This is a genomic window from Terrimonas rubra (genome assembly GCF_042686025.1).
Classification (GTDB): Bacteria; Bacteroidota; Bacteroidia; order Chitinophagales; family Chitinophagaceae; genus Terrimonas; species Terrimonas rubra.
This window is the reverse complement of sequence record NZ_JBHUOZ010000002.1, coordinates 161,012-185,762: the sequence shown is the minus strand read 5'-3', so window position 1 is coordinate 185,762 and position 24,751 is coordinate 161,012. Positions and strand designations below refer to the sequence as shown.

18 protein-coding genes are annotated in these 24,751 nt (G+C 43.6%); 12 read left to right on the top strand and 6 right to left on the bottom strand.

Annotation, left to right across the window (positions count from 1 at the left end; genetic code table 11):
• Positions 1-146: 146 nt before the first annotated feature.
• Complete coding sequence (gene ffh / locus ACFS6H_RS09165; protein WP_386097536.1) at positions 147-1,469, bottom strand: signal recognition particle protein; 1,323 nt, start codon at positions 1,467-1,469, stop codon at positions 147-149.
• A gap of 214 nt (positions 1,470-1,683) precedes the next feature.
• On the opposite strand from ffh, the gene ACFS6H_RS09160 reads away from it, so the two are divergent.
• The 4 genes from ACFS6H_RS09160 (at position 1,684) to ACFS6H_RS09145 (ending at position 5,719) form a co-directional block, all read left to right on the top strand.
• Complete coding sequence (locus tag ACFS6H_RS09160; protein ID WP_386097533.1) at positions 1,684-2,787, top strand: tryptophan 2,3-dioxygenase; 1,104 nt, start codon at positions 1,684-1,686, stop codon at positions 2,785-2,787.
• A 372-nt stretch (positions 2,788-3,159) separates the two neighbouring features.
• Positions 3,160-4,185, top strand: a complete 1,026-nt coding sequence (locus ACFS6H_RS09155; RefSeq protein WP_386097531.1) for a rod shape-determining protein — start codon at positions 3,160-3,162, stop codon at positions 4,183-4,185.
• Positions 4,186-4,307: 122 nt separating this feature from the next.
• Positions 4,308-5,189, top strand: a complete 882-nt coding sequence (gene mreC, locus ACFS6H_RS09150) for a rod shape-determining protein MreC (RefSeq protein WP_386097529.1) — start codon at positions 4,308-4,310, stop codon at positions 5,187-5,189.
• Positions 5,186-5,719: a rod shape-determining protein MreD gene (locus ACFS6H_RS09145; protein ID WP_386097527.1), complete on the top strand. Its 534-nt coding sequence runs from the start codon at positions 5,186-5,188 to the stop codon at positions 5,717-5,719. The genes mreC and ACFS6H_RS09145 overlap by 4 nt, the downstream gene beginning before the upstream one ends.
• 405 nt (positions 5,720-6,124) lie before the next feature.
• Here the strand turns inward: ACFS6H_RS09145 and ACFS6H_RS09140 are convergent, their stop codons facing one another.
• Positions 6,125-9,178 carry a S8 family serine peptidase gene (locus ACFS6H_RS09140; RefSeq protein ID WP_386097744.1) on the bottom strand — a complete coding sequence of 1,018 codons (3,054 nt, stop codon included), beginning with the start codon at positions 9,176-9,178 and terminating at the stop codon, positions 6,125-6,127.
• 610 nt (positions 9,179-9,788) lie between these two features.
• On the bottom strand, positions 9,789-10,616 hold the full coding sequence (locus ACFS6H_RS09135; protein ID WP_386097524.1) for a hypothetical protein: 828 nt from the start codon (positions 10,614-10,616) through the stop codon (positions 9,789-9,791).
• A 186-nt stretch (positions 10,617-10,802) separates the two neighbouring features.
• On the opposite strand from ACFS6H_RS09135, the gene ACFS6H_RS09130 reads away from it, so the two are divergent.
• Both ACFS6H_RS09130 and ACFS6H_RS09125 read left to right on the top strand, forming a co-directional pair.
• On the top strand, positions 10,803-12,794 hold the full coding sequence (locus ACFS6H_RS09130; RefSeq protein ID WP_386097522.1) for a histidine kinase: 1,992 nt from the start codon (positions 10,803-10,805) through the stop codon (positions 12,792-12,794).
• Positions 12,795-12,804: 10 nt separating this feature from the next.
• Positions 12,805-13,551 carry a LytR/AlgR family response regulator transcription factor gene (locus ACFS6H_RS09125; RefSeq protein WP_386097520.1) on the top strand — a complete coding sequence of 249 codons (747 nt, stop codon included), beginning with the start codon at positions 12,805-12,807 and terminating at the stop codon, positions 13,549-13,551.
• Between the two features lie 82 nt (positions 13,552-13,633).
• Here ACFS6H_RS09125 and ACFS6H_RS09120 read toward each other — a convergent pair whose 3' ends face one another.
• The 3 genes from ACFS6H_RS09120 to ACFS6H_RS09110 form a co-directional block, all read right to left on the bottom strand.
• On the bottom strand, positions 13,634-14,437 hold the full coding sequence (locus tag ACFS6H_RS09120; RefSeq protein ID WP_386097518.1) for a hypothetical protein: 804 nt from the start codon (positions 14,435-14,437) through the stop codon (positions 13,634-13,636).
• 63 nt (positions 14,438-14,500) lie between these two features.
• Complete coding sequence (locus ACFS6H_RS09115; RefSeq protein WP_386097516.1) at positions 14,501-15,493, bottom strand: hypothetical protein; 993 nt, start codon at positions 15,491-15,493, stop codon at positions 14,501-14,503.
• Between the two features lie 95 nt (positions 15,494-15,588).
• Complete coding sequence (locus ACFS6H_RS09110) at positions 15,589-16,200, bottom strand: helix-turn-helix domain-containing protein (RefSeq protein ID WP_386097514.1); 612 nt, start codon at positions 16,198-16,200, stop codon at positions 15,589-15,591.
• 384 nt (positions 16,201-16,584) lie between these two features.
• Here ACFS6H_RS09110 and ACFS6H_RS09105 point away from each other — a divergent pair, with 384 nt between their 5' ends.
• The 6 genes from ACFS6H_RS09105 to ACFS6H_RS09080 all read left to right on the top strand — a co-directional run bounded on the left by ACFS6H_RS09105 (position 16,585) and on the right by ACFS6H_RS09080 (position 24,749).
• Entirely contained in the window at positions 16,585-17,208 is a 624-nt protein-coding gene (locus tag ACFS6H_RS09105) for a TlpA family protein disulfide reductase (protein WP_386097512.1), read from the top strand.
• 131 nt (positions 17,209-17,339) lie between these two features.
• Positions 17,340-17,897 (top strand): RNA polymerase sigma factor, encoded by a 558-nt coding sequence (locus ACFS6H_RS09100; protein WP_386097510.1) that lies wholly within the window; start codon positions 17,340-17,342, stop codon positions 17,895-17,897.
• Positions 17,898-17,996: 99 nt separating this feature from the next.
• Positions 17,997-19,130: a FecR family protein gene (locus tag ACFS6H_RS09095; protein WP_386097508.1), complete on the top strand. Its 1,134-nt coding sequence runs from the start codon at positions 17,997-17,999 to the stop codon at positions 19,128-19,130.
• A 35-nt stretch (positions 19,131-19,165) separates the two neighbouring features.
• Positions 19,166-22,522 (top strand): SusC/RagA family TonB-linked outer membrane protein, encoded by a 3,357-nt coding sequence (locus tag ACFS6H_RS09090; RefSeq protein ID WP_386097506.1) that lies wholly within the window; start codon positions 19,166-19,168, stop codon positions 22,520-22,522.
• Positions 22,523-22,549: 27 nt separating this feature from the next.
• Positions 22,550-23,989, top strand: coding sequence for a RagB/SusD family nutrient uptake outer membrane protein (locus tag ACFS6H_RS09085; RefSeq protein ID WP_386097504.1), 1,440 nt, complete (start codon positions 22,550-22,552; stop codon positions 23,987-23,989).
• A 10-nt stretch (positions 23,990-23,999) separates the two neighbouring features.
• A complete protein-coding gene (locus ACFS6H_RS09080; protein WP_386097502.1) occupies positions 24,000-24,749 on the top strand; it encodes a DUF4843 domain-containing protein in 750 nt (249 codons plus the stop codon).
• The last annotated feature ends 2 nt before the right edge of the window (positions 24,750-24,751 follow it).

Genomic DNA, 24,751 nt, shown 5'->3' with positions numbered 1-24,751 from the left:
CGGTTGATACCGGACGACAAAATTAAGCATTGCCCGTAAACTTACAAAATGAACTGCGGCTGATTTACAATTTCTTTATACTTATTCACAAAAAAGGGGCTAATCTTTTGATTAAAACCCCTTTATAAATATTTATAATTGTTATTTTAACGCTTCATGCCCATCATTTTGCCAAACATGCCCATCTTATTCATGTTTTTCATCATATCACGCATCTGGTCAAACTGTTTCATAAAGTTGTTCACCTCGCTGATATCCTTACCGGCGCCTCTGGCAATACGTTTTTTACGGCTGGTATCAATCAGGTCCGGGTCGGCACGTTCGGCTGGTGTCATAGAATTGATCATGGCTTCAATGCCTTTAAAGGCATCGTCGTTAATTTCAATATCCTTTAACTTATTGCCAAGGCCGGGAATCATACCCAACAAATCTTTCATATTACCCATCTTCTTTAACTGCTCCAGCTGGGCTTTAAAGTCGGCAAAGTCAAATTTGTTCTTACGTATTTTACCTTCCAGCTTTTTCGCTTCTGCTTCGTCAAACTGGGCCTGGGCTCTTTCCACCAGGGTGGTAATATCACCCATACCCAATATACGTTGTGCCATCCTTTCGGGGTAGAACACGTCCAGGGTGTCCATCTTTTCACCGCTGCTGACAAACTTAATGGGTTTGTTAACCGTGTATTTAATAGATAAAGCCGCACCACCGCGGGTATCACCGTCCAGTTTCGTCAATACTACTCCGGTAAAATCAAGACGGTCATTAAATGCCTTGGCAGTATTCACGGCATCCTGGCCGGTCATACTATCCACTACAAATAAGATCTCCTGCGGGTTTACAGCGGCACGTACATTGGCCACTTCGGTCATCATCTGCTCGTCAATAGCCAAACGGCCGGCAGTATCTATAATAACTACGTTCTTGTTTTTGCTGCGGGCTTCTTTCACTGCATTCTGGGCAATACTCACCGCATCTTTATTGTCCGGTTCAATATGTACATCCACCCCTATCTGCTCGCCCAGCACACGTAACTGCTCCATGGCCGCAGGGCGGTAAATATCCGCTGCTACCAGTAAGGGCGACAACCCTTTTTTGCTTTTTAAGAAATTAGCCAGCTTACCACTGAACGTGGTTTTACCGCTACCCTGTAAGCCTGCAATTAAAATAACTGCCGGGTTACCCTTGGCGTTAAAAACAGCTTCCTGTCCGCCCATTAAGTCGGTCAGTTCGTCCTTAACGATCTTGGTCATTAACTGGCCGGGGCTGATGGCATTGATCACCTTCTCGCCTACGGCTTTGTCTTTGATCTTATCGGTAAACTCTTTGGCAATTTTATAGTTCACGTCGGCATCAATCAGTGCACGGCGTATCTCTTTTACAGTAGACGCAATATTTAACTCCGTAATACGGCTCTGACCTTTCAGGCCTTTAAAGGCCGACTCCAGCTTTTCTGATAAATTTTGAAACATAACTACGCTTAAACCGGCAAAATTAACAGTAAAAATCCAATTATAAAGCAGAAAGCTAAAAGCCTGGTTACCACTAGTGAAAAGTGAATAATCAATACGTCTTTTTACCCCTTTCCCATTGTCAATTGTAAATTGTTACTTGTCAATTGTGAAAACCGTTCCCGGAAATAAATTTACCTTGTGGCGCTAATTGATCTTAAAAATTTTTCGCTATATGGCAGTTAACTATCATGATTACTTACAACTGGAAAAAATTTTATCGGCCCAGCAAACCGAAAGCGATAAGCTGCAGATGCCGGCACACGATGAAATGCTGTTCATTATTATCCACCAGGCTTATGAGCTGTGGTTTAAGCAGATACACTACGAGTTAGATTCTATTATTGCCACCATGAACCAGCCGGCGCTGAACGATAATTCGCCGGAATTACAAACTGCCGTGCACCGCCTGGACCGTATGGCCACCATTATGCGGGTGCTGGTACACCAGTTTGATATTATGGAAACCATGACACCCATGGATTTCCTCGATTTCCGGGACATGCTGCGCCCGGCCTCCGGCTTTCAGAGCTGGCAGTTCAAGGAGCTGGAAGCCAAGCTGGGACTGAAGTTTGAAGAAAGGCATGGTAAGGAATACTATACGGCACAGTTAAGGCCCGATCATATCAATATCATCAAAAATGCCGAAAACAGCCAGTCTCTTTTCGAACTGGTGAACAGCTGGCTGGAGCGGATGCCCTTTTTTGAGGATGAAACCGCTTTTGGCGATGAATCGTTCTGGCAACAGTACCGTAAAGCCTACGATAACAGCCTTGCGGAAGCAGAAAAGAACAACCTGCAATTGTTTGACAGTATCTTCTTTAACGATGATAAGGTAGAGAGCATAACGGCAGCTGCCGGTGTAAGTACGACTGCCACAGGCGGTTGCCCCATGGGTTATGGCGGCACACCCGCTGCAACCCAGCAGGGTACAGTGGTAAAACACCTGTCCGCAAAGGCTTCCCGGGCGGCTTTATTCATTATGTTATACCGGGGATACCCGCTGTTACAACAGCCCTTCCAGTTGCTCACCGGCTTATTGGAAATGGATGTACAGTTAAGTTCCTGGCGGTACCGGCATATGAACATGGTGCACCGTATTATCGGTACACGGATTGGTACAGGTGGCAGCACGGGCAAGGACTATTTAAAGGGAGCTGCGGATAAACACTATATTTTCCGCGAAGTAGCACAGCTGAACAGCTTTTTAATAGAGCGCCGGCGTTTACCGGCTTTACCCTTATCGGTGGAGGCAAAACTGGGTTTTGTGCATGCGTAAAAAAGCACTGACAATACAAAGAGGGGATGACATAGTCATCCCCTTACTTTTTGCTGATAGATTAAGGAAACCATATATGTAGAAGTGTAACGGATTCTGGTCCTTTCAATAGGTTATTTGCAGGTACAAATACTATTATTGTGCCAAAAAAATAATTTCGGAAAAACTTCGTTCTAGAGTTATTCACAAAGCGTGGATTTAATTGAGTATCTTACCTTGCGATGAGGCCGGCGATGGTAAATTTGATTTCTGAAAAATGAGGGTGACAGAGAAAACAAATGTTTAAAAGAAATCAATATTTACAAGGGTTTTCGCTTTGTTTATTCGAATTATTTCCTCCAACTTTGCACACTTAATTCAAGCGTTTTTAGCATGGGACTTTTTAACTGGTTTACACAAGAAATAGCAATGGACCTGGGTACCGCAAATACCCTTATCATACATAACGACGAAGTAGCAGTAAATGAACCGAGCATTGTTGCCCTTAACCGAAACAACCCTAAAGAGGTGTTGGCTGTTGGTAAAAAGGCGTTGATGATGCACGAAAAAACACACGAGAGCATCCGTACCGTAAGGCCCTTAAAAGATGGTGTAATTGCCGACTTTAATGCTGCCGAGCTGATGATCCGTGAACTGATCAAACTGGTTTATCCTAAAAAACCCCTTTTCCCGCCCAGCTGGAGAATGATGATCTGTATTCCTTCATCCATTACCGAGGTAGAGAAGCGTGCGGTACGTGACAGTGCCGAGCAGGCAGGTGCCAAAGAGGTTTACCTTATCCACGAGCCAATGGCCGCTGCCCTGGGTATTGGTATTGATGTGGAAGAGCCGGTGGGTAATATGATCATTGATATTGGGGGTGGTACAACCGGTATTACGGTAATAGCCCTGGCCGGTATTGTATGCGATCAGAGTATCCGTGTGGCGGGTGACGAGTTTACCGCCGATATTATGGAAGCCCTGCGCCGTTACCATAGCTTACTGATTGGTGAGCGTACAGCCGAGCAAATTAAAATACAGGTAGGTGCTGCCATGAAAGACCTGGACAATCCGCCTGACGATATCCCGGTAAATGGCCGTGACCTGGTAACCGGCATTCCCAAACAAATTATGGTAAGCTACCAGGAAATTGCCGAGGCACTGGATAAAAGCATCTTTAAAATTGAGGAAGCTATTTTAAAAGCGCTGGAGCAAACACCTCCCGAACTGGCCGGCGATATTTACCGCCGTGGTTTATACTTAACAGGTGGCGGTGCTTTGTTACGTGGTTTGGATAAACGTTTAAGCCAGAAAATTAAATTACCGGTACACGTGGCCGATGATCCGCTGAAAAGCGTGGTACGTGGCACAGGTATTGCCTTAAAACATTACGACAGGTATCCTTTTGTAATGCGATAAACATACACCGGTTTACCGGTTGTACCATAAAGGCACCGTTATTCTTTTATACCCAGGTAAAATAACAGTTCATAAAAGGTTGCAAAAAATAAAGCGACCGGTTGTTTTACACCACAACCTATATGCGGAATATTTTTGTTTTCATACGCCGTTATATTGTATTCCTGCTGTTTATTGCTTTGCAGGGAATAAGTTTATGGTTTTTATTTACCTATAACCGTACGCACCGGGCCAAAGGGCTGGGGGTGGCCAACCAGCTAACAGGCTGGTTCAATACCCGTTACAATACGGTGGAAGATTTCTTCCGCATGAAAGAGGAAAACAAAAGATTACACTATCTCAACGACTCCCTGCGCAATTTACAGGCTTACAACTTTACACAACAGGATACCACTAAAGGTTATTTCCGCGACTCCATACCTTTTGACAGTACCGGCAGTAAAAGGCTGTTCACCTGGACGCCTGCACAGGTGGTATACAATACCGTCAACTCCGAAAAAAACTATTTACAGATCAATAAGGGTTCGGCACAGGGAATTAAGGATGATATGGGGGTTTTCAGCTCCAATGGCGGACTGGTAGGTAAAGTGGTGAACGTGGGCACTAACTTCAGCCAGGTAATGACCTTATTGCATGTACAAAACAATGTGAACGTACTGCTTAAAAAAACAGGTAATGCCGGCCGTCTTTCCTGGGATGCACAACAACCCGGTATACTTACCCTGAACAGTATTCCTAAAAGCGACTCGGTACTGGTGGGTGATACCATTGTTACCGGTAAATTTTCCAACAGTTATCCTGCCGGTATGATGGTAGGCCGGGTAATAGATATAGTAAAAGATAAAACAACCAACTTTTACGTGTTGAAAATAAAGGCCACTGCCAACTTTGCTACCCTGCAACAGGTATCGGTGGTGGAAAACCTGCATTATGATGAAATGCAGAAACTGAACCAGGAAACCCAGAAAAAAGTAAACGATATTAAAACTGCAACAAACAGGTGAGTGATCTGCTAAGAAATATAATCCGTTTTTTTCTCTTTATACTGATACAGGTATATGTGCTCAATGCTGTGCCACACCTGCACCAGCTGGTTATACCCTACCTGTATTTCTTATTCATACTATGGTTGCCTTTTGCTGTCTCCCGCGGCTGGTTACTTATCATTAGTTTTTTCACCGGCCTTACACTCGACTATTTTACTTTAACGCCGGGCCTGCATGCGGCTGCCTGTTTACTGATCGGTTACCTGCGACCTTTTATTATCAATATCCTGGCGCCTAAAGATGCGAATGAGTTTACCTATCGTGAGCCTTCGCCAAAAGCTATGGGTTGGACGCCTTATCTCATCTACGCCTTTGTGCTCACCTTCTTTCACAATACCTATCTTACTTTTTTAGAGTGGCTATCCTTTGGTTCCTTTTTTCTTTTCATACAAAAAGTGTTGTCAACTACTGCCATCAGTATGTTACTCATTATCACTACCGAATTATTATTTACCCGTAAGCTTAAATTCAGAACTAATACGGCCTGATGTAAAAAGGCACATGACCGGCTTCTATTGTCTCGGGGTGCTGTTATGAATAGTCAGCTGCTGCGGCAAACAACCGTCATTTTCAAACTATCTCATTCTCTCATTACCTAATTAGCCAGGGGCTTTCAGCCTCCGGTTCTGTTATCGGCTACAGTCCCCGTCTTCTGTAGTAGTGCAACGGTATATTATTGTACACCCTTGCGGGTCGGAAAGGAGTGTACGTTGCAGCTACTACTGCCAGCCGGGCAGCCCTTCAGCAATAACTTTCTGTCAGCTATTATTTTATCATATCAGTATGGTTAATATGGCTGCTGAGGTTAAGAATAGCAGGTAGTTTGTTTACACTATGGTCATAAAAAAGGGCCGCATATGGCGGCCCTTTGAATAGTCTCTTATATACTGGTTTTATTGTACCAGGATCCTGCCCGATTTCAATACTTTTTTATCGGTACTGATGGAATAGAAATAAATACCTGTTGCGGTTGGTTTATAATTAACTGCCTGTTGTCCCGGTGTTAATACCTGTTCAAACACCTTTCTTCCGCTGTTATCATATAACAGGAAATAAGTTTTCGCTGTTTCTTCGGTATTATACACCTGTATGTTTTGTGAACTGTTCAGGCTTATCAGTGTTGGCATCACCATCATTTCCGTGCTTTCGTTGGTAAGGGTTACCACGGCGCTGGTTACCACTTCATTACGGTGGTTAACAAAACTGATCTTATAATAATTGATACCGCCCATTGGTGCTGTATGCGTATAGCTTTGTATGGCAGCACAATTATTGGCTGTTGCGGAAAGGCTGTCTTTTACAACATAATCCACACCGTTACGGCTATGGTAAATATAAAACTTAACGGCCTGTAAAGAACCACAGGTAAGCTTCCAGTTCAGTACATTGTTTTTGTCAACAATATTGCCGTTGAAATAATCCAATACGATCGGTGCGTTTTTAGCTGCCTCAATAATGAAGGAACCAAAGCCGGTTACATCCACTGTTATTTCCCAGCGGCTCTTGGCTGCATTCCACACTGCGTTGGAAGGCTGCAGGTTGATAAGCGTTGGATTGCCGGTATACGTAGCGGGGTTGCCGGTTCCGTCATTACTAATGCCGTTATACTTGCTTAACTGCAGGTTTACAAACTTCTGTACATCGGTTGGTCCCGTTGGTAAAAGCGGGGCAGCCAGCACAGCGTTCAGTGCATTAAACTCAGCCTGTGTATAGTACAATGTAATTTTACCGGTTGCCTGTGCATCATTGTCCTGGTTTATTACTTCGTATATACGTTTTACAAATGGGGCGTTAGCGGTAGTATTTAAAACAACACGGGCATTTACATTGCCATTAACCGGCTTGTTTCCACTGGGTACTACCTGGGTGATCAACTCGCAGCTGGCATTATAAAACTGGGGCAAACCATTCACCAACTGGTTTTTTGCCGATGTAGCAGTGGCCAGTACGGCCTCATCCTGTTGCAGGGAATAAACGGCGGCGCGTATTTTAAAATCATAATCGTTCCTAACACTATAGGAACTACCATTATTAGAACTAAGGTAGCTGCGACCATCAATCAGGGTACTTTCTGCGTAAATAGAAAATACATTGGCATTGGTGGTTAAACGTTTCACCACCACAAAAAAGTTATCGCCGGTATTTACCGGTACTTTAAAGCTGCTGAAATCAAAATAATTATAAGAATAACGCTGGTACATATTACCGGTTACGTCCAGGCTGGCCAATACGGTTCCGTCCGGTGTACCCCCGCTATTGGCTTTTTGTAACTGTAACTGGAAATTATCTGTAGCAGTAATATTACCGGCAAAAAAGTAAATACCGCCTACTATACCTTTCCGGGGAGCCGTATATTTCACGGCCAGTATATTGTTCCCTATATTAACGTGAACATAATTGGCAGGTAAAGGCAGGGTTTCATATTTAATTACATCAATACTGTTGGTATTGCAACCAGTTAAAGAGGCCATTGCTTTTAGCGCATTCAGCTTGCCATAACCCCAGGTATTATTGGTGGCGGCGGTAGTATATTCATCCTTATCAGCCTGGGAGGTCATAGCATTTTTAATTTCACTAAAGCTGGCATTGGGTTTGGCCTGCAATAATAAAGCTGCTGCACCGGCTACAACCGGCGAAGCCATACTGGTTCCGGCAATGGCGCGGTAATAATAATCAATGGTCTGGCTGTTGGAGCCGGTACCGTAAGCTAATGAGCGGGAACGTGCCGAGATAACATTCGTGCCAACTGCTGATATTTCAGGTTTTAATACTTCATCGCGGCGTGGTCCGGCAGACGAAGAAAGCGATATACGCCCCTCGCTATAGGCACTTGAGCTCCAGGTACCGAGAGGGTCAGAAACTTCGTTTAACCAACGGTTACGGCCTACATAATTAGCTACCGTTATAGCATTGGAGGAAGTGCCGGGCGAGCCCACCACGTAATTGTTATCGCCGTTAACCAGCGTAGCCGTACTGAAAGTATTGGCCTGCCCTACTACCCAGCCATGGATGGTTTGGGGCGTAGCCGAGTTATTGTACACACGGAATACCCAGTTGCCGTTTAAGGCGCTGATGGCACTGGAGTTGTTTTTATTAATCACCATTTGCAAACGGCTTAATACCGTATTAGACTGGTAAGTGTTATTATAAACAATTATAGAGTAAGCGCCATTCTGAATATTCAGTGATTGCTGCGGACCCGGTGTTGTATTGATCACACTTGACCCGTCAGGCGCCACTATCTCGCCTGCAATATTGGTTTGCTGCGAAGCATAAAAATTCATGAAAAAGGATTGCCCGGAAGAATAATCATCATTATATGATACAACATTCAAAGGCACATCCACAAAACTGTTGGCAGGTATGGTAAATAGCTGGTGTAATTGCTGACCTCCGTTATTACCGGCCGATATAGTTACTACCCGGCCTGTTGAGGCATTGGTGATCTGGTCTACCACCTGTTCGTGGGGAGCAAAACCATCCTGCGCATAACTTAATCCGCCCAGGCTCATATTAATTACCACGGGTTTGTTTAACACCCGGCCGATGCTGTCAATAAATTTCAATGCATTAATAAGATTAGTAACCGAGAAACTACCGTTACCCGCTTTTACTACAACGATGTCGGCTTCCGGTGCCATACCCTTATGTATTTTAGAAGGGTGACCCTCCCCGTTGCCTGCAGCCGTGCCTGCTACGTGGGTGCCGTGGCCATTTGTATCAAAGGAGCGCACTTTGCCTGCAGGTGTTGCTGTCAGGTCCTGGTTAATATCGCTGTTGTTGTACAGTACACCGGTCTTGGCCGAAGGTTCTGTAATTTCACCTGTAGTAACTGATAAGAGCTGGTCCCATAAATACAGGATCCGGCTTTTGGTAGAGTCAGCTCCCGGCATCCTGAAATCAAGATGTTTAATATCAATACCCGAATCAATAATACCAATGATCACACCTTTACCGGTGTACCTGGTATTATTCAACACGCCTTGCTGTAACAGGTCAATACCGCTTTGCGCACGGGCAATGCCATTATCCGGCTTGGCAAACATATCCGCATCTATATACGTAACATCCGGTTCGTAAGAAAGGCGGGTCATTTCATCCAGGGTTACAAAGGCCACGGCAAGTTTATCTGAAATGCCTTTGATATTATAGCCGTTATCTCTTAAGGCCTTACCCCTGGTAGTATAAACAATACAGGGGTACATGGGTACGGCACGGGCTGTGGCTACCGCTTCACTGTTTACCGGCTGTAAATTAAATGAACTGTTCTCCGGGTGAATAACAGGCAGGTTTTTTCCGGCTGCACGGTTTGTCAGCATTGCTGATAATGCCGGGTGAATCTTCGTAAAATCCTGGGCCCATATATAATTACCTAAAAAAATAAGTGTAACAGGCAGCAACAGGTGTTTAAGGTTTTTGTAGAAAGGGTTCATATGTTAAAATAAATGTGACGTTAGAATCCCTAAAATTATGGCTTTTACAAATTGTTATCCCACATTCTTCTGTCATTTTTGAAAAATACCCGGCGCCGGGTAGAGGGGTAAATTGTGAAGATGATCACTGCTGTTTACCGGCATAATTGGGTTTACTTAAAAGTGTTATCCCGATCCAGTATACAGGAGCCAGGGCTATGGCTGGTACCATAAACGGGAAATAATAATCAAACCCATTGATTATAAAAAGAATACAAAAGCCAACACCGGTAAGACAAAACAGGGTTAACAGCAGGGTTTGCCATATTTTAAAAAGGCCGCTTTTCCACAAAAAAAGGCTGATCCAGATAGCTGTTATGTAAAGGGAAACGCGGGCAAAAAACCGCCAATGAATATGATGATCAAGATCAATAAAAAAATCAACAGGGTTTTTACCATTTTCTACCCACGATGTTAACTGAGACCCCAGCATTAATGAACTTATATTATCCCAGCAATTGGCAATGGTAACAATGGTTAAAAAGCCGGTAAACAGGTAGGCGTTTAAAGATGTCTTTATGGGGATAGACCGTAAGAGCATAAAGCATCCCCCGGCAAAACCCATAACGGATAACAGCAACATGCCATACCGTACCTGTTCAATAGTTTTTAAGGCTAACAGGTCCGGTCCCAATGCAGGTGCACCCAGGTGCAGGGCAAACATAGCCGAAAATCCCAGAACAAAAAACAAGCAGGTGGCTGGCAGTAGTTTTTTATCGGCTTTAGCAGGTGTTGCGTATTTACGTAACAGTAAAGCCAGGGTTACCGCAACCAGGAATATAGCTAAGCAGGTTAAACTGTAATAACCAAAATTGGTATTATCTACTATGGGAAACAAATGCTCGGTAAGGGGCCAGAAAGGCAGCAGCATTAATACAATGCTCGCTGTAATAAGCAGGATTCTTTTTAGCATATATCAAATTTTAGATACTAAAATTGAAACGAAAAGATGCCGGGAATAACAATAAATAAGTGAATGGCCGTTTTTTTGAGCCGGTAGCGACAGGAGCAATTGACACAGCTTACTCAAAAAAACGACTGTCCGCCATAAAGCAGCAAAGGCAAAATTTAATTAATGTACTTTTAATAAGGCATTACCATGAAGAAAAAGCTTTTGTATTGCGGTCTCCTGGTGTTGTTGTGTTACCTGAACCTGGCGGCACAACCGGCCATCATTTTATACAACCCGCCGCGAGCCGATTCTGTATGGGGTATTACGGGCAATACCTGGTTTTATAATGATACAGGGCAGGATACGCTTGATCTTGCAGCCATCCGTCAACAACAGTTTGTTCCAATACCCGTGGCCTATACCGGCTTAATCAGACCCCGGTACGCAGTAAACACCAACTGGCTCAGGTTCAGTATCGATAATAAAAACCCAGCCGATACCATACGTTTATACTTCAATTGTAACCCCCATCAATTTGTCAGTATGTTTACGGGCGGTAAGGCTATGGCAGAGCCTGTTTACCCGGTTATGGCGGAAGAAAAACATTTTTTGCTGACCATACCACCGCAGGCACAGGATACTTTCTATGTAAAAATTGTCGAGCGGATTAACTATCTGTCCTCTATTACTCCCCGCCTGCAGGCAACTGATGCTGCGGCTCATAGTTTTACACAACAGACGGGTGATGGCGCTTTTCTGTTAACGGTAATGAGTATGGCCCTGGGCTGCCTGGTATTTATGGCCCTGTTTGCACTATACCAGTTTATACTGGAAAAAGATAAGTCCTTTCTTTTCTATGTAGCCTATGTATTATGCGCTTTATATGTATGGCTGGTCATTGGCAACACCCGGTTTAATTTACAGGTTGGTTTTTTACAGCAGCAGCATTTTCATATCCCCGTCAGCTCGGGCATTGCTTTTTTTTATACTTTATTCATTGTACATATTTTACAGTTAAAAACCAGCCACCCTGTAAAATGGCAGGTCTTAAAAATATTACTCCTGCTGATTATCCTTGAAACTGCTGTGGAAGTGTATGAAAATTTTACCGGCGTTTTTATTTTTACTTCCTCATTTTATTATCATTATGTACTGCCCCTGCCTAATAACCTGGTTAACCTGTTTTTATTATATGTACTAATTACCAGTAAAAGCCCTATAAAAAAATACCTGCTGGCAGGCCTGACCTTACTGATACTCTTTTTATTTGTATTCAGCAATTTTGTATATTTTATTCCCGGTTTGCCGCCAGGCATCAGTGTATTTGCCAACTTTCCGCCTTTCTGGGGTTTAATGGGTGTAACGGCGGAAGCCTTTTGTTTTGCCCTGGCCCTGGCCTATAAAAGCAAGCTGGTAAAAGAGGAGCGGAATAAACTGCAACAACAATATACCACGGAACTGCAGCAAAAATTAGCGGAACAAAAGTTAACACTTGATACTCAATTTGAGCACCTGCAGTTACAACAGGCCAAACAACTGGAAACTGCATTTGAAAAAAAGCTGGCTGAAACAGAAATGGCGGCCCTGAGGGCACAAATGAACCCTCACTTTATTTTTAACTGTCTTAACTCTATCAAGCTGTATACCCTGGAGAACGATGCAGAAACCGCATCGGACTACCTGACAAAGTTTTCGAGGTTGATCAGGTTGGTGCTGGAAAACTCAAAATCAGAAAAAGTATTTTTATCCAGGGAAATTGAAACGCTGCGTTTATACATTGAGCTGGAGATGATGCGTTTTAAAGATAAACTAACCTATGAAATGACTGTTGCATCCTCCGTTGATGAGCAATACCTGGAAGTGCCTCCCTTACTCTTACAGCCTTATATCGAAAATGCCATCTGGCATGGTCTTATGCATAAAAAAGAGGGCGGCAAGGTTACTATCCAATTTATACAACCAGCCGAACATTTACTGGAAGTGGTGATCACGGATAATGGTATTGGCCGGGAGAAAGCAGCTGCTTTAAAAAGTAAGGAAAGTAACCGCCACAAATCATTTGGCATTAATATGACGCAAGAAAGATTGCAAGTGATTAACCAGTTATACGATATAGAAACGAAAGTAACGATCATCGATTTATACGATGTGGCTCAGGTACCAACAGGTACAAGGGTGATAATTTTGATACCGGTATAAAACACTACACATGTTAACGGCTATTATTATAGATGACGAACCGGATAATGTAAAGCTACTGGCATTGCAATTAAAAAAATATTGCCCGGAAGTATTGCTGCTGGCCACCTGTACAGATAGCGCCGGCGGTTTAACTGCGATAAAAGAACATGATCCCGATCTTTTATTCCTGGATATTGAAATGCCCGGCATGAACGGGTTTGAACTGTTGGAACAACTGGGCAATTTCAGCTTCCAGGTAATATTTGTAACGGCATACGACCAGTTTGCGGTAAAGGCTTTTAAATTCAGTGCATTGGATTACCTGCTAAAGCCCATTGATGCGCATGAATTAAAAGCGGCCGTGGCAAAAGCAACAGCCAATCCTAAAATCAATAAACAGCAGTTACAGCTTCTGCAAAAGGAATTAAGCCCCGGCGCAAAAGTGTTGCCCCAGAAAATTGCTTTGCCTTACCAGAACGGTGTTGTATTTACTGATCTTGGCAATATACTCTACTGTGAAGCCCGTGATAATTATACCATGTTTTATTTAGCTGATGGCAAACAGCACCTGGCTGCCAAAACCCTGTTAAGTGTGCAGGAGATATTGGAGGAAAGAAATTTTTTACGGGTACACCGGCAATACCTTGTTAACCTGGATCATATTCATAAATATGTAAAAGGCGAAAATGCCTACCTGGTAATGCAAAACCAGGTAAATATACCGGTTGCCCGTAACCAGAAGGAAAGATTGGCTGAGCGTTTCGGCTGGTTGTAAAAAAGGAATTATCAGTTCACAAAACGATGTTCCGGCGTTTTTTTAATAGATTTCATGTGGGCTTCATTAAGCATACATCTTATTACTTCCGGAACGCTTCAACAACTATGTTTGTTTTAGCGGCTTTCATTTCCTGTAATAAATAATACCGGTGAAAAAAACCGGTGAGCACGACTATTTTTTTGCCGGGGTATTGAAGGGCGGTTTTTAAGATATTCTTTGTCATTGTCTGGTTCCGCAGATCCCAAAAATCACAAAGCCTGTTGTATGCTTCTCTCAGGCTTACCCGTTCATGTAAAGAGGTCATTACAAATTGTTGCGCAAACTCCTTTCGTTGATTGACCAATTTTCTAACGGCAACATGCTGGTAGTACTGTCTTATCCGGCAAAGGCTGTCAGTTCGGGAATTGTTAAACTCGGTCACCGTTTTTACCGTGTAGGTGTTTAACGTGTCAGTCAGTTCATAATATTTAGATATTATATGCTGCTGTTTTTTCAGGAGTAATTTTTTTTTATATAAACTATCCAGCAGTTTATCTATCCGGCCGGAGGCTTGCCGGATTCCTTTTTCTTTCCTGTAATTATCTCTTCCTTCAAACTCAAAAGGTGCGGTTATTACCCCCGGGTATTGACTGATATAGCGAAGGACAGCCACCGGTTCATTTTCCCTGGTGGGATGCTGTTGTGTAAAAATTTTTGTAAAAGCAACACTATCCAGTTCTAATAAAATGATATCAGGTTTTAACCGGTCCAATATAAAATATAATGTATCGGCATTATAAACAGCAGACGGATGATGAACATTCCCTATAATAGTAACCTTCGATTGCCCGTGAACGGCGCAGGTGTAACCAACTAACCATAGGCAGACTATTAGATACTTCATACTACTGTTATACGAATACGGACCCTGATAGTTACAGTAAACCGGCAATAAAAGCAGAAAAGTCTATTGCGATCGTATAAGTCCAAACTTTTTATGCCTGGTATCCAGTACCAGCTTATAATCTAAAAAGAGTTTATTCCCTGTCATACCGCCAATTCCCATCTTTCGCATTTGCGCTGCTTTTTCAGTACCCACGCCTTCAATATAGGTAACATAATGTAAAGGGATGGAGATGCCATTGATCGTAATGCCGGCATTGGAAGCAATGGTATTAGCGGTTAAATACTTATCCCAGGACCTGCTTTTACTTTGCATAAATACACTACCGGGAGCTGCAAGATCCTCACATGTTTCTTTATCAACCAGCAACTCATACATACTGGAGCCGGTATCAAAATAAAGCAAAACATGTTTATCCTTTATAGTAGCGGGAAGTAACAGGTTTCTTCTTTCGTACACCATATCTGTCAAACTAAGCTGTGGTAGTAACTTGCCGGGTATAGAAGTACCGATTGTCAACTGTTGTGCAGGATAATCAATCACAACGGTTTTTCCATCAATGAGGTCGGCGCCGATGGTCCCGATGATGACTACAGCTTCTTTGTCTGCCCAGTTAATGGCAGCAGCGCTGTCAAATGGTTGCAGGGCTATTTCTTTTGCCAGTACCCGCACTTTGCCGGCGTGAAAAGAAAAGTTTTCCAGCTTATTGCCGCCCTCATTTGCCGGTAAGGCTTTGGGATATTTTAAGCGGATGACGGCCAGCTTTTCTGTGTACAGTACGGAATAAGGATGCCCCAGGTCAAACTGCATATAAAATATCCTCGGACAGCTTTTGAGTTTTACAGGCAATAAAAGGGCTGTATGCGGCTCCCATTTTCCATTGATGGAATCGCCCTGCCAGTGAAAGGGAATAGTGAAATCCCTGGCGGGCAATACCAGTTGACTGCCGGTTAACGGAGCTGCGGATTGTGCCATGGCTATATTGCCATAGCTGAAAATACCAAGTAAAAGGGTTATCGTAAAACGTTTTAAAAAGGCGGGCAGGGTTTGTCTCATCGTACCATATTTTAACCGCAAAGCTATATATGACACTGGGCCATCCAGCCGACATTTACCCGACATTTGGTGGACATTTGTTATAAATCAATGTTTTATGCAGAGGGCTGGAAGGAAAAATCAGTCCTGCTGATACGCAGTAAACTATAGGTAATGATCAGGGCATTTAGCAGGTACATGATAAAAAATGGCAAGAGATAATTCAACAACCAGGCCCTATCAAAGTATACGGCCACAATAATATTGTACCCCAGGGTGAGTAGCATGATTAACCAAAGGGCAGACTTCCAGCATAACTGTACCCTTACCATCCTGCGGGCAAATGCTACTATTTTGGGGTTTTGTTCACCCGACCTTTTAAGCAGGTAGTCAGGAACCAGGAAGTGCACGAAAGGAATAACCAGGTAGGTAAAGCAGGACAGGCAGAGCACCTGCAGGAAATGTTTGCTGTTTTCTTCGGTGGTCGGTCCCGTAAGTTCCATCGCCATGTCTGTGTCTTTTGCAGGCCCAGGCTCTGCTGTTATCAATGTATCAAAAGGAATACCCAGCACATCCGCAATGGCTTTTAATGTATAAGATCTTGGCGTACTCTCACCGCTTTCAATGCGTTGTATGGTGCGCACGGTAATATTGGTACGATCGGCCAGCTGCTCCTGGGTAAGCCCTTTCTTCTTGCGGGCGATCACTATTTTCTGACTTAATTCCATGCGTAAAGATCCTTTCTGCAAAGATACTGCAGTTGTTGATTAATGAATAAATACATATGTAACATGAAAATGATGAAGAATAAGGGGCAGGATAAGATAAATGTAATTTGAACGGCAGGTACTTCTTCAGTACGATACATAAGTTGCCCGGTTTTTTTGTTTTGCCCTGATTTATTAATCTATATGTGGCAATTTTTAGGCATAAAGTAGCAGCTTTTGTTGAATCATTTATTCATTACTTACCTTGTTTAGGAATTTAACCTGCATGAACACACCGGGAAGCATACCCCGTTTTTTAATATAGCAACCACCTGTTCACCCGGCCTGCATGCGGTTAATAAGGGCTCGTTTTTACAACATACAACCTGGATATAAAAACAACTGATGAGAATCATATTTTGCTGCCTGCTATTAATGACAGGCATAGTAGCCACTGCTCAAAAAACAAGGCCGTCTGTTCCCGATACATTGTCGCACTTCTTAACAGTGGGCGATACGGTTCCTGATATAGCCCTGTACAACATTGTATCACCACAAAGTATTACCCGGTTAAAGGATATTAAACGCCGCATTACCATTCTGGCGTTTTGGTCGGCCACAGGTATACCCAGCCTGCAGGAACTACCCAAAGTAGATTCAATACGGCGTCGTTTTGAAAAATCGGTGCGGGTATTACTGGTAACACGCGATGGTAGTTTGGCCCATGTAAGAGAAGAGGCTGCAGAAGTGATACGCCGTATTGAAGCGTATACCGAAAAAAAGTTGCCTCTTACTGCTGTATATATTGATACTGCCTCCACCGCGCTGTTTTTTAACAAGGTAACCGAGCCGCATTATATATGGCTTGACCGTAATAAAAAGATCATTGCGATTACAGATGGTGATGCATTGACAGCCGGTAATATGATTGCCCTGTTATCGGGCAAAACGCTTGACCTGGCGGTAAAGCCGGCCACTGGTGCAACAGGTGAACCGGTACAAAAACATAAAGCGGTTTTACCCAGATAGTTTTTGTTACGAAAAACCACCCGCATTGTTACAGGCCTAACCGTACCATATGAAAACTAAGCCCTGAATAAAGTAAAACAGTTTAATAGTTTAACCCTGTATTTTTTATACAGGGCATATGTTATGCAGCCATGAGCTACACGTTAAGTGATAAAGAAATGTTGGTTTCCGGCGACGAAAAAAGCTTTCGTATACTATACGACCGCTATTGGCAGGGGCTTTTTAAAAAAGCGAAAGCCCGGCTGGGCAATACGGATGATGCGGAAGATATATTGCAGGATATTTTTGTTACCCTTTGGAAAAACCGACTCTCCATTGAGGTAAACGAAAGCCTGCAGCCCTACCTGTTCACCGCCCTCAAATATGCAATTATTAAAAAAGTACAAAGAGATCATGCACGCAATAAAATCTACCCGCTTAACCCCGATAACATTGAAGGATTAACCATCAGTAACGAAGATCTTTTACAATATAAAGAACTGGAAAAACTGATTGATCATGAAGTGAACCATCTGCCGCCCCGTATGAAAGAAATATACCGGCTCAGCCGGCAGGAACAATTGAGCATACGTGAAATAGCTTTACAACTGCAGCTTTCGGAACAAACGGTAAAAAATATACTAACGGAATCTGTAAAACGGCTGCGTACTAAATTATCAAAACTACAGGTTGTTATTTTTTTATTGTAAGAAGCGTAAGACACTGTAAAAATAGTACGCAATTTTTTTACAACCGGATAGTACCAAATGCCCGGATCCGGTATTTGTATAGGTACAACCGCATTTTACATGACGCCCGAAGCATTTAAACAAGCCTTGACCAGGTACCAGGCAGGAACAGCATCGCCGCTGGAAACCGCTTACGTGGAACGGTGGTACGAAAGCCTGCCCGATGCAACCGGTATTCCTGATGCTGAAATGGAGATCATAGGAGAAAGGGTTTATAGCAAAATAATAAACGGTATAAAGCCGGCGCCACGACGGTATATTTTTTTATTGCGTCCCCTGCTAAAAGTGGCGGCAGTTTTGCTGGTACTCCTGGGTGGTTTCTTTTTGTATAACCGTTCCTTATCGCCGGGTAAAAAAGCCCCGGAAGTTTTTATTACACCTGGTTCTGAAAAAGCTGTACTACAACTCGCCGATGGCACATTGATCTTACTCGATAGTGCCGGTACCGGCAACCTGGCTACAGACGGCGGCACACAGATTGTAAAGCTGGCCGACGGTACAGTAGCGTATCAAGATGCGGGAGCTGTACCAAACGGCCTGGTAGCTTATAACGAACTGCAGATACCAGCCGGTGGTTTTTATAAACTGCAGCTGCCGGATAAAAGCATGGTATGGTTAAACTCAGTTTCATCCATCCGTTATCCCACAAAATTTACGGGTAAAGAACGCCGTGTTATTGTTAAAGGCGAAGCTTATTTTGAAGTAGCTCATAATAAACTACAACCATTTATTGTGGAGGTCGCCGGTAAACAGGAGGTCACCGTACTGGGTACTCATTTTAATATCAGCGCTTATGCAGATGAAGCTGTTATCAAAACTACCCTGTTACAGGGGAGTGTAAAGGTGAAAGCCGCCGGCATGGACAAACAAACCCGCCTGAGTCCCGGGCAGCAATCCATATGGCAGGCCCGTGCGGGCATCACCACCCGGAATGGAGTGGATATAGAACAGGCCGTGGCCTGGAAGGATGGTTATTTCCAGTTTGATGAAACGGAAACAACGGAGATCATGCGCCAGTTATCACGCTGGTACCGCACGGAAATGGTGGTAGATCCACCGCTAAAGGGCCAGACCTTCAGTGGAAAAATTCCCCGCACCGATAATATAGAAAAGATACTGAACATATTTGAACGTACCGGTAGTATACGTTATACCATAGACGGGAACACGATAAAAATTTTTCGGAAACGATAGTTGCCTATACCAAAACCTACATAAAACGCTAGCATATGATAATGAGAATGCTGACCATCCTGCTAATCTTTTTGTATACCCCCGCCATGGCGGAAAGAGGATACAGTCAGCTGGTGACCATTACCTGTAAGGATGAAAAAATGGTGCTTTTTTTAAAGAAAGTAGAAAAACAAACCGGTTATAGTTTTTTTTACAACGACCAGTTGTTAAGCCAGGCGGGCACAGTAACCTTATCTGTAACCAAAGCCCCGATGACAGAAGTATTAAAAAAAGTATTACTGCCCAACGAACTGGAGTTTGTGATAGAGGATAAGCTGGTTATTATCAGCAAATCAAAAAGCAGGTTGCATACAGTTGATCCCCAACTGCCCGCAATACCAGGGACAACCACTGGTAAAGATTTTTTTGTTCCCTTAAGAGGCATCGTAAGGGATGAAGATAACGAACCCATAAGCGGCGCTTCGGTAGTAATCATAGGTACTAAAAAAGGAACAGCCACTAACAATAATGGTGTTTTTGTCATCGATGCAGAGCCGGGACAAATGATCGAAATATCGGCCGTGGGTTACCTGTCGCAGAAAGTACTTCTCTCCGGTGAAACTTTATCAAAGACACTGCAGATTAAGCTGGTTAAATCTGTGGCGGCTACCGATAATATAGTGGTAAATACCGGCCTGTTTTCCCGCAGGCGCGAAAACTTTACCGGCGCAACCGCTACTTTCAGCGGTAAAGAATTGCGGAACGTTGGCAACCTTAATATCATACAAAGTTTAAAAAGCCTGGACCCTTCGTTTATCGTTTTGGAAAACAATGCACAGGGTTCTAACCCCAATGTTACTCCTGCTATTGAGCTGCGGGGCAAAACCAGTATATCGGCTATTACGCTGCGGGATGAATTTGCAGAAGACCCTAACCAGCCCTTGTTTATCCTGGATGGTTTTCCCACCACGCTGCAACGGATAACCGACATGGATATTAACCGCATTGAATCCGTTACTTTATTAAAAGATGCTGCCTCCACCGCTATTTACGGGGCAAGGGCAGCCAACGGGGTAGTGGTGGTAGAAACCATTAAGCCAAGGGCCGGCGAATTAAATGTAAACTACAATGCCGACTTTTTACTGCAGACCCCTGACCTCAGTGATTATAACCTGATGAATGCCGCCGAGAAACTGGAATTTGAAAGGCTGGCCGGTCGTTATATTTATTCTTCCAGTAGTGACCCTTTTGCCCAGATTACTTTGGACCAGTTATACAATGATAAACTACAGGAGGTAAAAAGAGGGGTAAACTCCTATTGGATGAATGAGCCCTTAAGAACGGCCATCACCAACGGGCACTCCCTGCAGGTAAGCGGTGGCAGCCGGGAGTTTATGTTTACCATCGGTGGTAATTACCGGAATTTGCCTGGTGTGATGAAAGGCTCTGAAAGAAATACCTATGGTGGCAATATTGATGTAACCTACCGGAGAGGCCAGTTCAGCTTTATCAATCGTTTTAATATAAATGGCGCCAATGCCAATGAATCTCCCTATGGTTCTTTTTCACTGTACTCCCGTGCCAATCCTTACTACCGCAAATACAATGCAGACGGAACGGTTTCGAAATACCTGGAAAGATCAATGGGAAATTCTCTGAATAGTTTGAACTACAATGTATTTAACCCTTTATTTGATGCCCAGTTCAACCGTATTAATAATACGGTAAATTACCAGGTACAGAACCAGTTAAGCCTGGTGTATTCGCCCAGTAATGAATGGCGGTTCTCTGCCGGTATTAACGGCAGTAAAAACAGTATTACCAATAAAACCTTTGACCCGCCGGAGCTGACACGTTTTGATGCCGTAGATATTTTCCGCAAAGGGGCCTATAACAGGAGGAATAGTGAAAGGCTGGATTTTCAGCTGAATGTACAGGTGGCCTATGCCAAAGTGATTGATAAAAGCAGGATCAATGTAAACCTGCAGGGCGAATTGCAGCATACCGGTAATACCGCCGAAAGTTATGCGGCATTAGGCTTTCCTGCGGGTAGTAATGGCAACCCCGTATTTTCTTTCGGCTACCCGGAATCAGCAAGACCAGGTTATACCAGGGCTGTTGCCAGGCGCAATAACCTGCTGCTGGCTGTTAACTATGCTTTTGATGATACTTATTTTGCCGACCTTACCGGTCGTATGGACGGGTCAACTGCCTTTGGCTCGGCACGTAAGTATACACCCTTCTGGTCGGCGGGTATCGGCTGGAACCTGCATAAACATATTTTATCTTCTATAAGCGATATTAACCTGTTAAGACTGAAGGGCAGTATCGGTTCTACCGGTAACCAGAATATAGGCTCTACCTCTTCTACCTCCACCTATACTTTTGAACAGGGCATTAACTATTTCGGTCAGGGGCTGAGCCTTACTACCCTGGGTAACGATAACCTTCGCTGGCAAAAGACCTTGACCAAGAATATTTCCATTGATTATGGATTGTTTGGCAATCGTATCAGTGGTTATGTAAACCTTTATGAAAAGAGCACTGATCCCCTCGTGGTAGTATTGGATCTGCCTGCCTCAACAGGGGTATACGGATATGGTATGAATGTGGGTATGATGAATACCCGGGGTATTGAATACAATATCCGTTACTCACCCGTATACAGGTTAAAGGAGCGTATTGTGTGGACCATTGGTGTTAATGGCGCCTACTCCAGATCTACCTATGATAAATTTGGCAGCACCTTGGCCGCTCTTGATAAAAAACTGGTAGAGAGTAAATCACTGATCCGTTACAGGGATAATTACAGCCCCGATGATATATGGGCCGTACGGTCGCTGGGTATTGACCCGGCTACCGGCAGGGAGATATTCTTAAAAACAAATGGCCAGCAAAGCTTTGATTACAGTACTGATGACATTGTACGTATCGGTAATACAAGACCTGTCCTGGAAGGTGTTATCAACAATACGGTCAGTTATAAAGGCTGGAACCTGAATATCTACCTTCGGTACCGTTACGGCGGCGATATTTTTAATACAGTACTGTACCAGAAAGTGGAAAACATATCCCTGGATGGCTTAAAATCGAACCAGGATAAACGGGCCCTGTACGAACGCTGGCAAAAGCCGGGCGATATAGCACAATTCAAATCCATCTCTTCCACGAGCACTACCCCGGCATCATCCAGGTTTATGCAGGATAATAATATGCTTATTGGTGAATCCATCAGCCTGGGCTGGCAGCTGAAAGAAGCCTATAACCCCTGGATCAAAAAACTGCATGTAAAAAACCTGGGCTTTACCCTGTTTGCCAACGACATTTTCAGGTGGGCCACTACTTTAAATGAAAGAGGAATAGACTATCCATTTACCCGCAATATTTCTCTCAGGATCAATGCTTCATTTTAATGATTAACCCGGCAAAAACTTAATGAAATGAAAACAAAACATACATTATATAGCTTGATGGCCCTGTTGATACTGCTGCAGGGAACAGGGTGTAAAAAATTCCTAGATGTAAAACCGGAAGATAAATTTATACAGGAGCAGGTATTCAGCAACCGGGCGACTATTAACCAGGTATTAAACGGCATTTATATGCAGCTGGCTGCTGCGCCCTTGTATGGTCAAAATTTAACCTGGACCTTAACCGAACTACAGGGACAGCGCTACAACGTACCGTCGGGGGGATCTGCATGGACCGCATTTGCAACCCATAATTATTCCGACGAAAGGGTGATGGGAGCATTTGCCGCTACCTGGGAAAATGCTTACAAAGCCATATTGGGCACCAATAACTTTATTACCTCTCTTTCAAAAACCTCGGGTATATTGAACGAAAACCAGCAGAACCAGTTGCTGGGAGAAGCATACGGTTTAAGAGCCTTTATTCATTTTGACCTGCTCAGGTTATACGGCCCCAGGTATGCGGTTGATTCTGCATTGACAGCAATACCCTACTATACATTGCCTGAAGCAAAGCCTGAACCCATATTGCCTGCCAATCAGGTAATGGATAAAATAATAGCCGACCTGCAAAAAGCAGAACAATTCCTGGCCAACGATCCTGTTAAAACCAAGGGCGTAAATAATCTAGTGCAAAATGATGGTAATGATTTTTATGAAACCTTCAGGAACCGCCGGATGAACTATTATGCGGTAAAAGCATTACAGGCCAGGGTTTATTTATACCGGAATGACAAAAGCGCTGCCCTGGAAGCTGCCAAAGCGGCTATTTCCAACGAAACTGTATTTCCCTGGACAGCCTATGCCAGTATTTATACCGACAAGATCAATCCTGACCGTATTTTCTCCAATGAAATAATGTTTGGCCTGCAAAATCCAAACATGTACAGTTCAAACAACCGGGTATTTGATGGTTCATTAACGGATGCAGAGATACTGGCATCGCAGCCGGCGAGGCTCACTACTGTATTTGAGAACCTGGAAACAGACTACCGGTATACTACAACCTGGTTGTTTCCTGAATCGGGTAAAAACTACCGCAGCTTTTTTAAATATGCAGATATGGTGGATAAAACACTCATCCGGCGCATGTTCCAGCCGCTGATCCGTAAAACAGAAATGTACTTTATCATTGCCGAATGTGAGGCCGACAAAACAGAACAACTGCGGGTATTGAACCAGGTAAGGTTTAACCGTGGACTGGTTAACCTGGCCGCAACTGTTACAGTTAATACCGAGCTTAGAAAAGAATACCAGAAAGAGTTTTTCGGGGAGGGTCAGTTATTCTTTTATTACAAAAGATTAAATATTACTTCCATACCCAATGGCAGCGCCGCCACGGGAAATATTACCATGAATGCCGCACGGTATGTAGTGCCGCTTCCTTTATCCGAAACCATCACCCGTTAAAATATTTGTCATGCAAAAGAATATTTTTTTCCTTTTTATAGCAGGTATATTGGTGCTTACTGCCTGTAAAAAACAAACGCTGATGACTTACAACAGCGATAACAGTATCTATTTTGCACAGTCTGTTTTACCCAGGGCACCCTTTGATTCTACCGCCATCAGTTTTGCTTTTGCCGGGGGAACGGGCACGGATTCCACGCTGCAAATTATTATAGCCGTTACCGGTGCGCCCACGGCTCACGACCGGCCTTATACCCTGGTGGTGGATAATACTGTAAGCACGGCTAAAGCCGGTACACATTATGTGGCCCCGGCAGCCGCTCAATCCATTAAAGCCGGTAAATTATCAGACACTATCCCGCTAAAATTACTGCGAACAGCAGATATGCTCACCAATGAATTTAAGATTGTATTGCAGGTGAAGGCCAATGAAAACTTTAACACTGCTATGGAATATAAAATGCTATCAGCAACCCAGCGCTTACATTATACCCGGTACACTGTATATGTAAATGATATCATCAGGAAGCCCGGTCGCTGGCTGGATACCTACATGGGTACATTCACCAGGAAAAAACTGTTCTTAACATGTGATTTACTGAATACCACACCCGCTTATATGGATGTACCCGCATCTGTTGCAGACATGGTTTTTTACGGCACATTTATGCAACGTTACCTTAACCAGATGAAAGCAGCCGGTAATACTATTTATGAAGAGGATGGCTCTGCCATGATCATGGGGCCTTCTGTTCAGTAAAA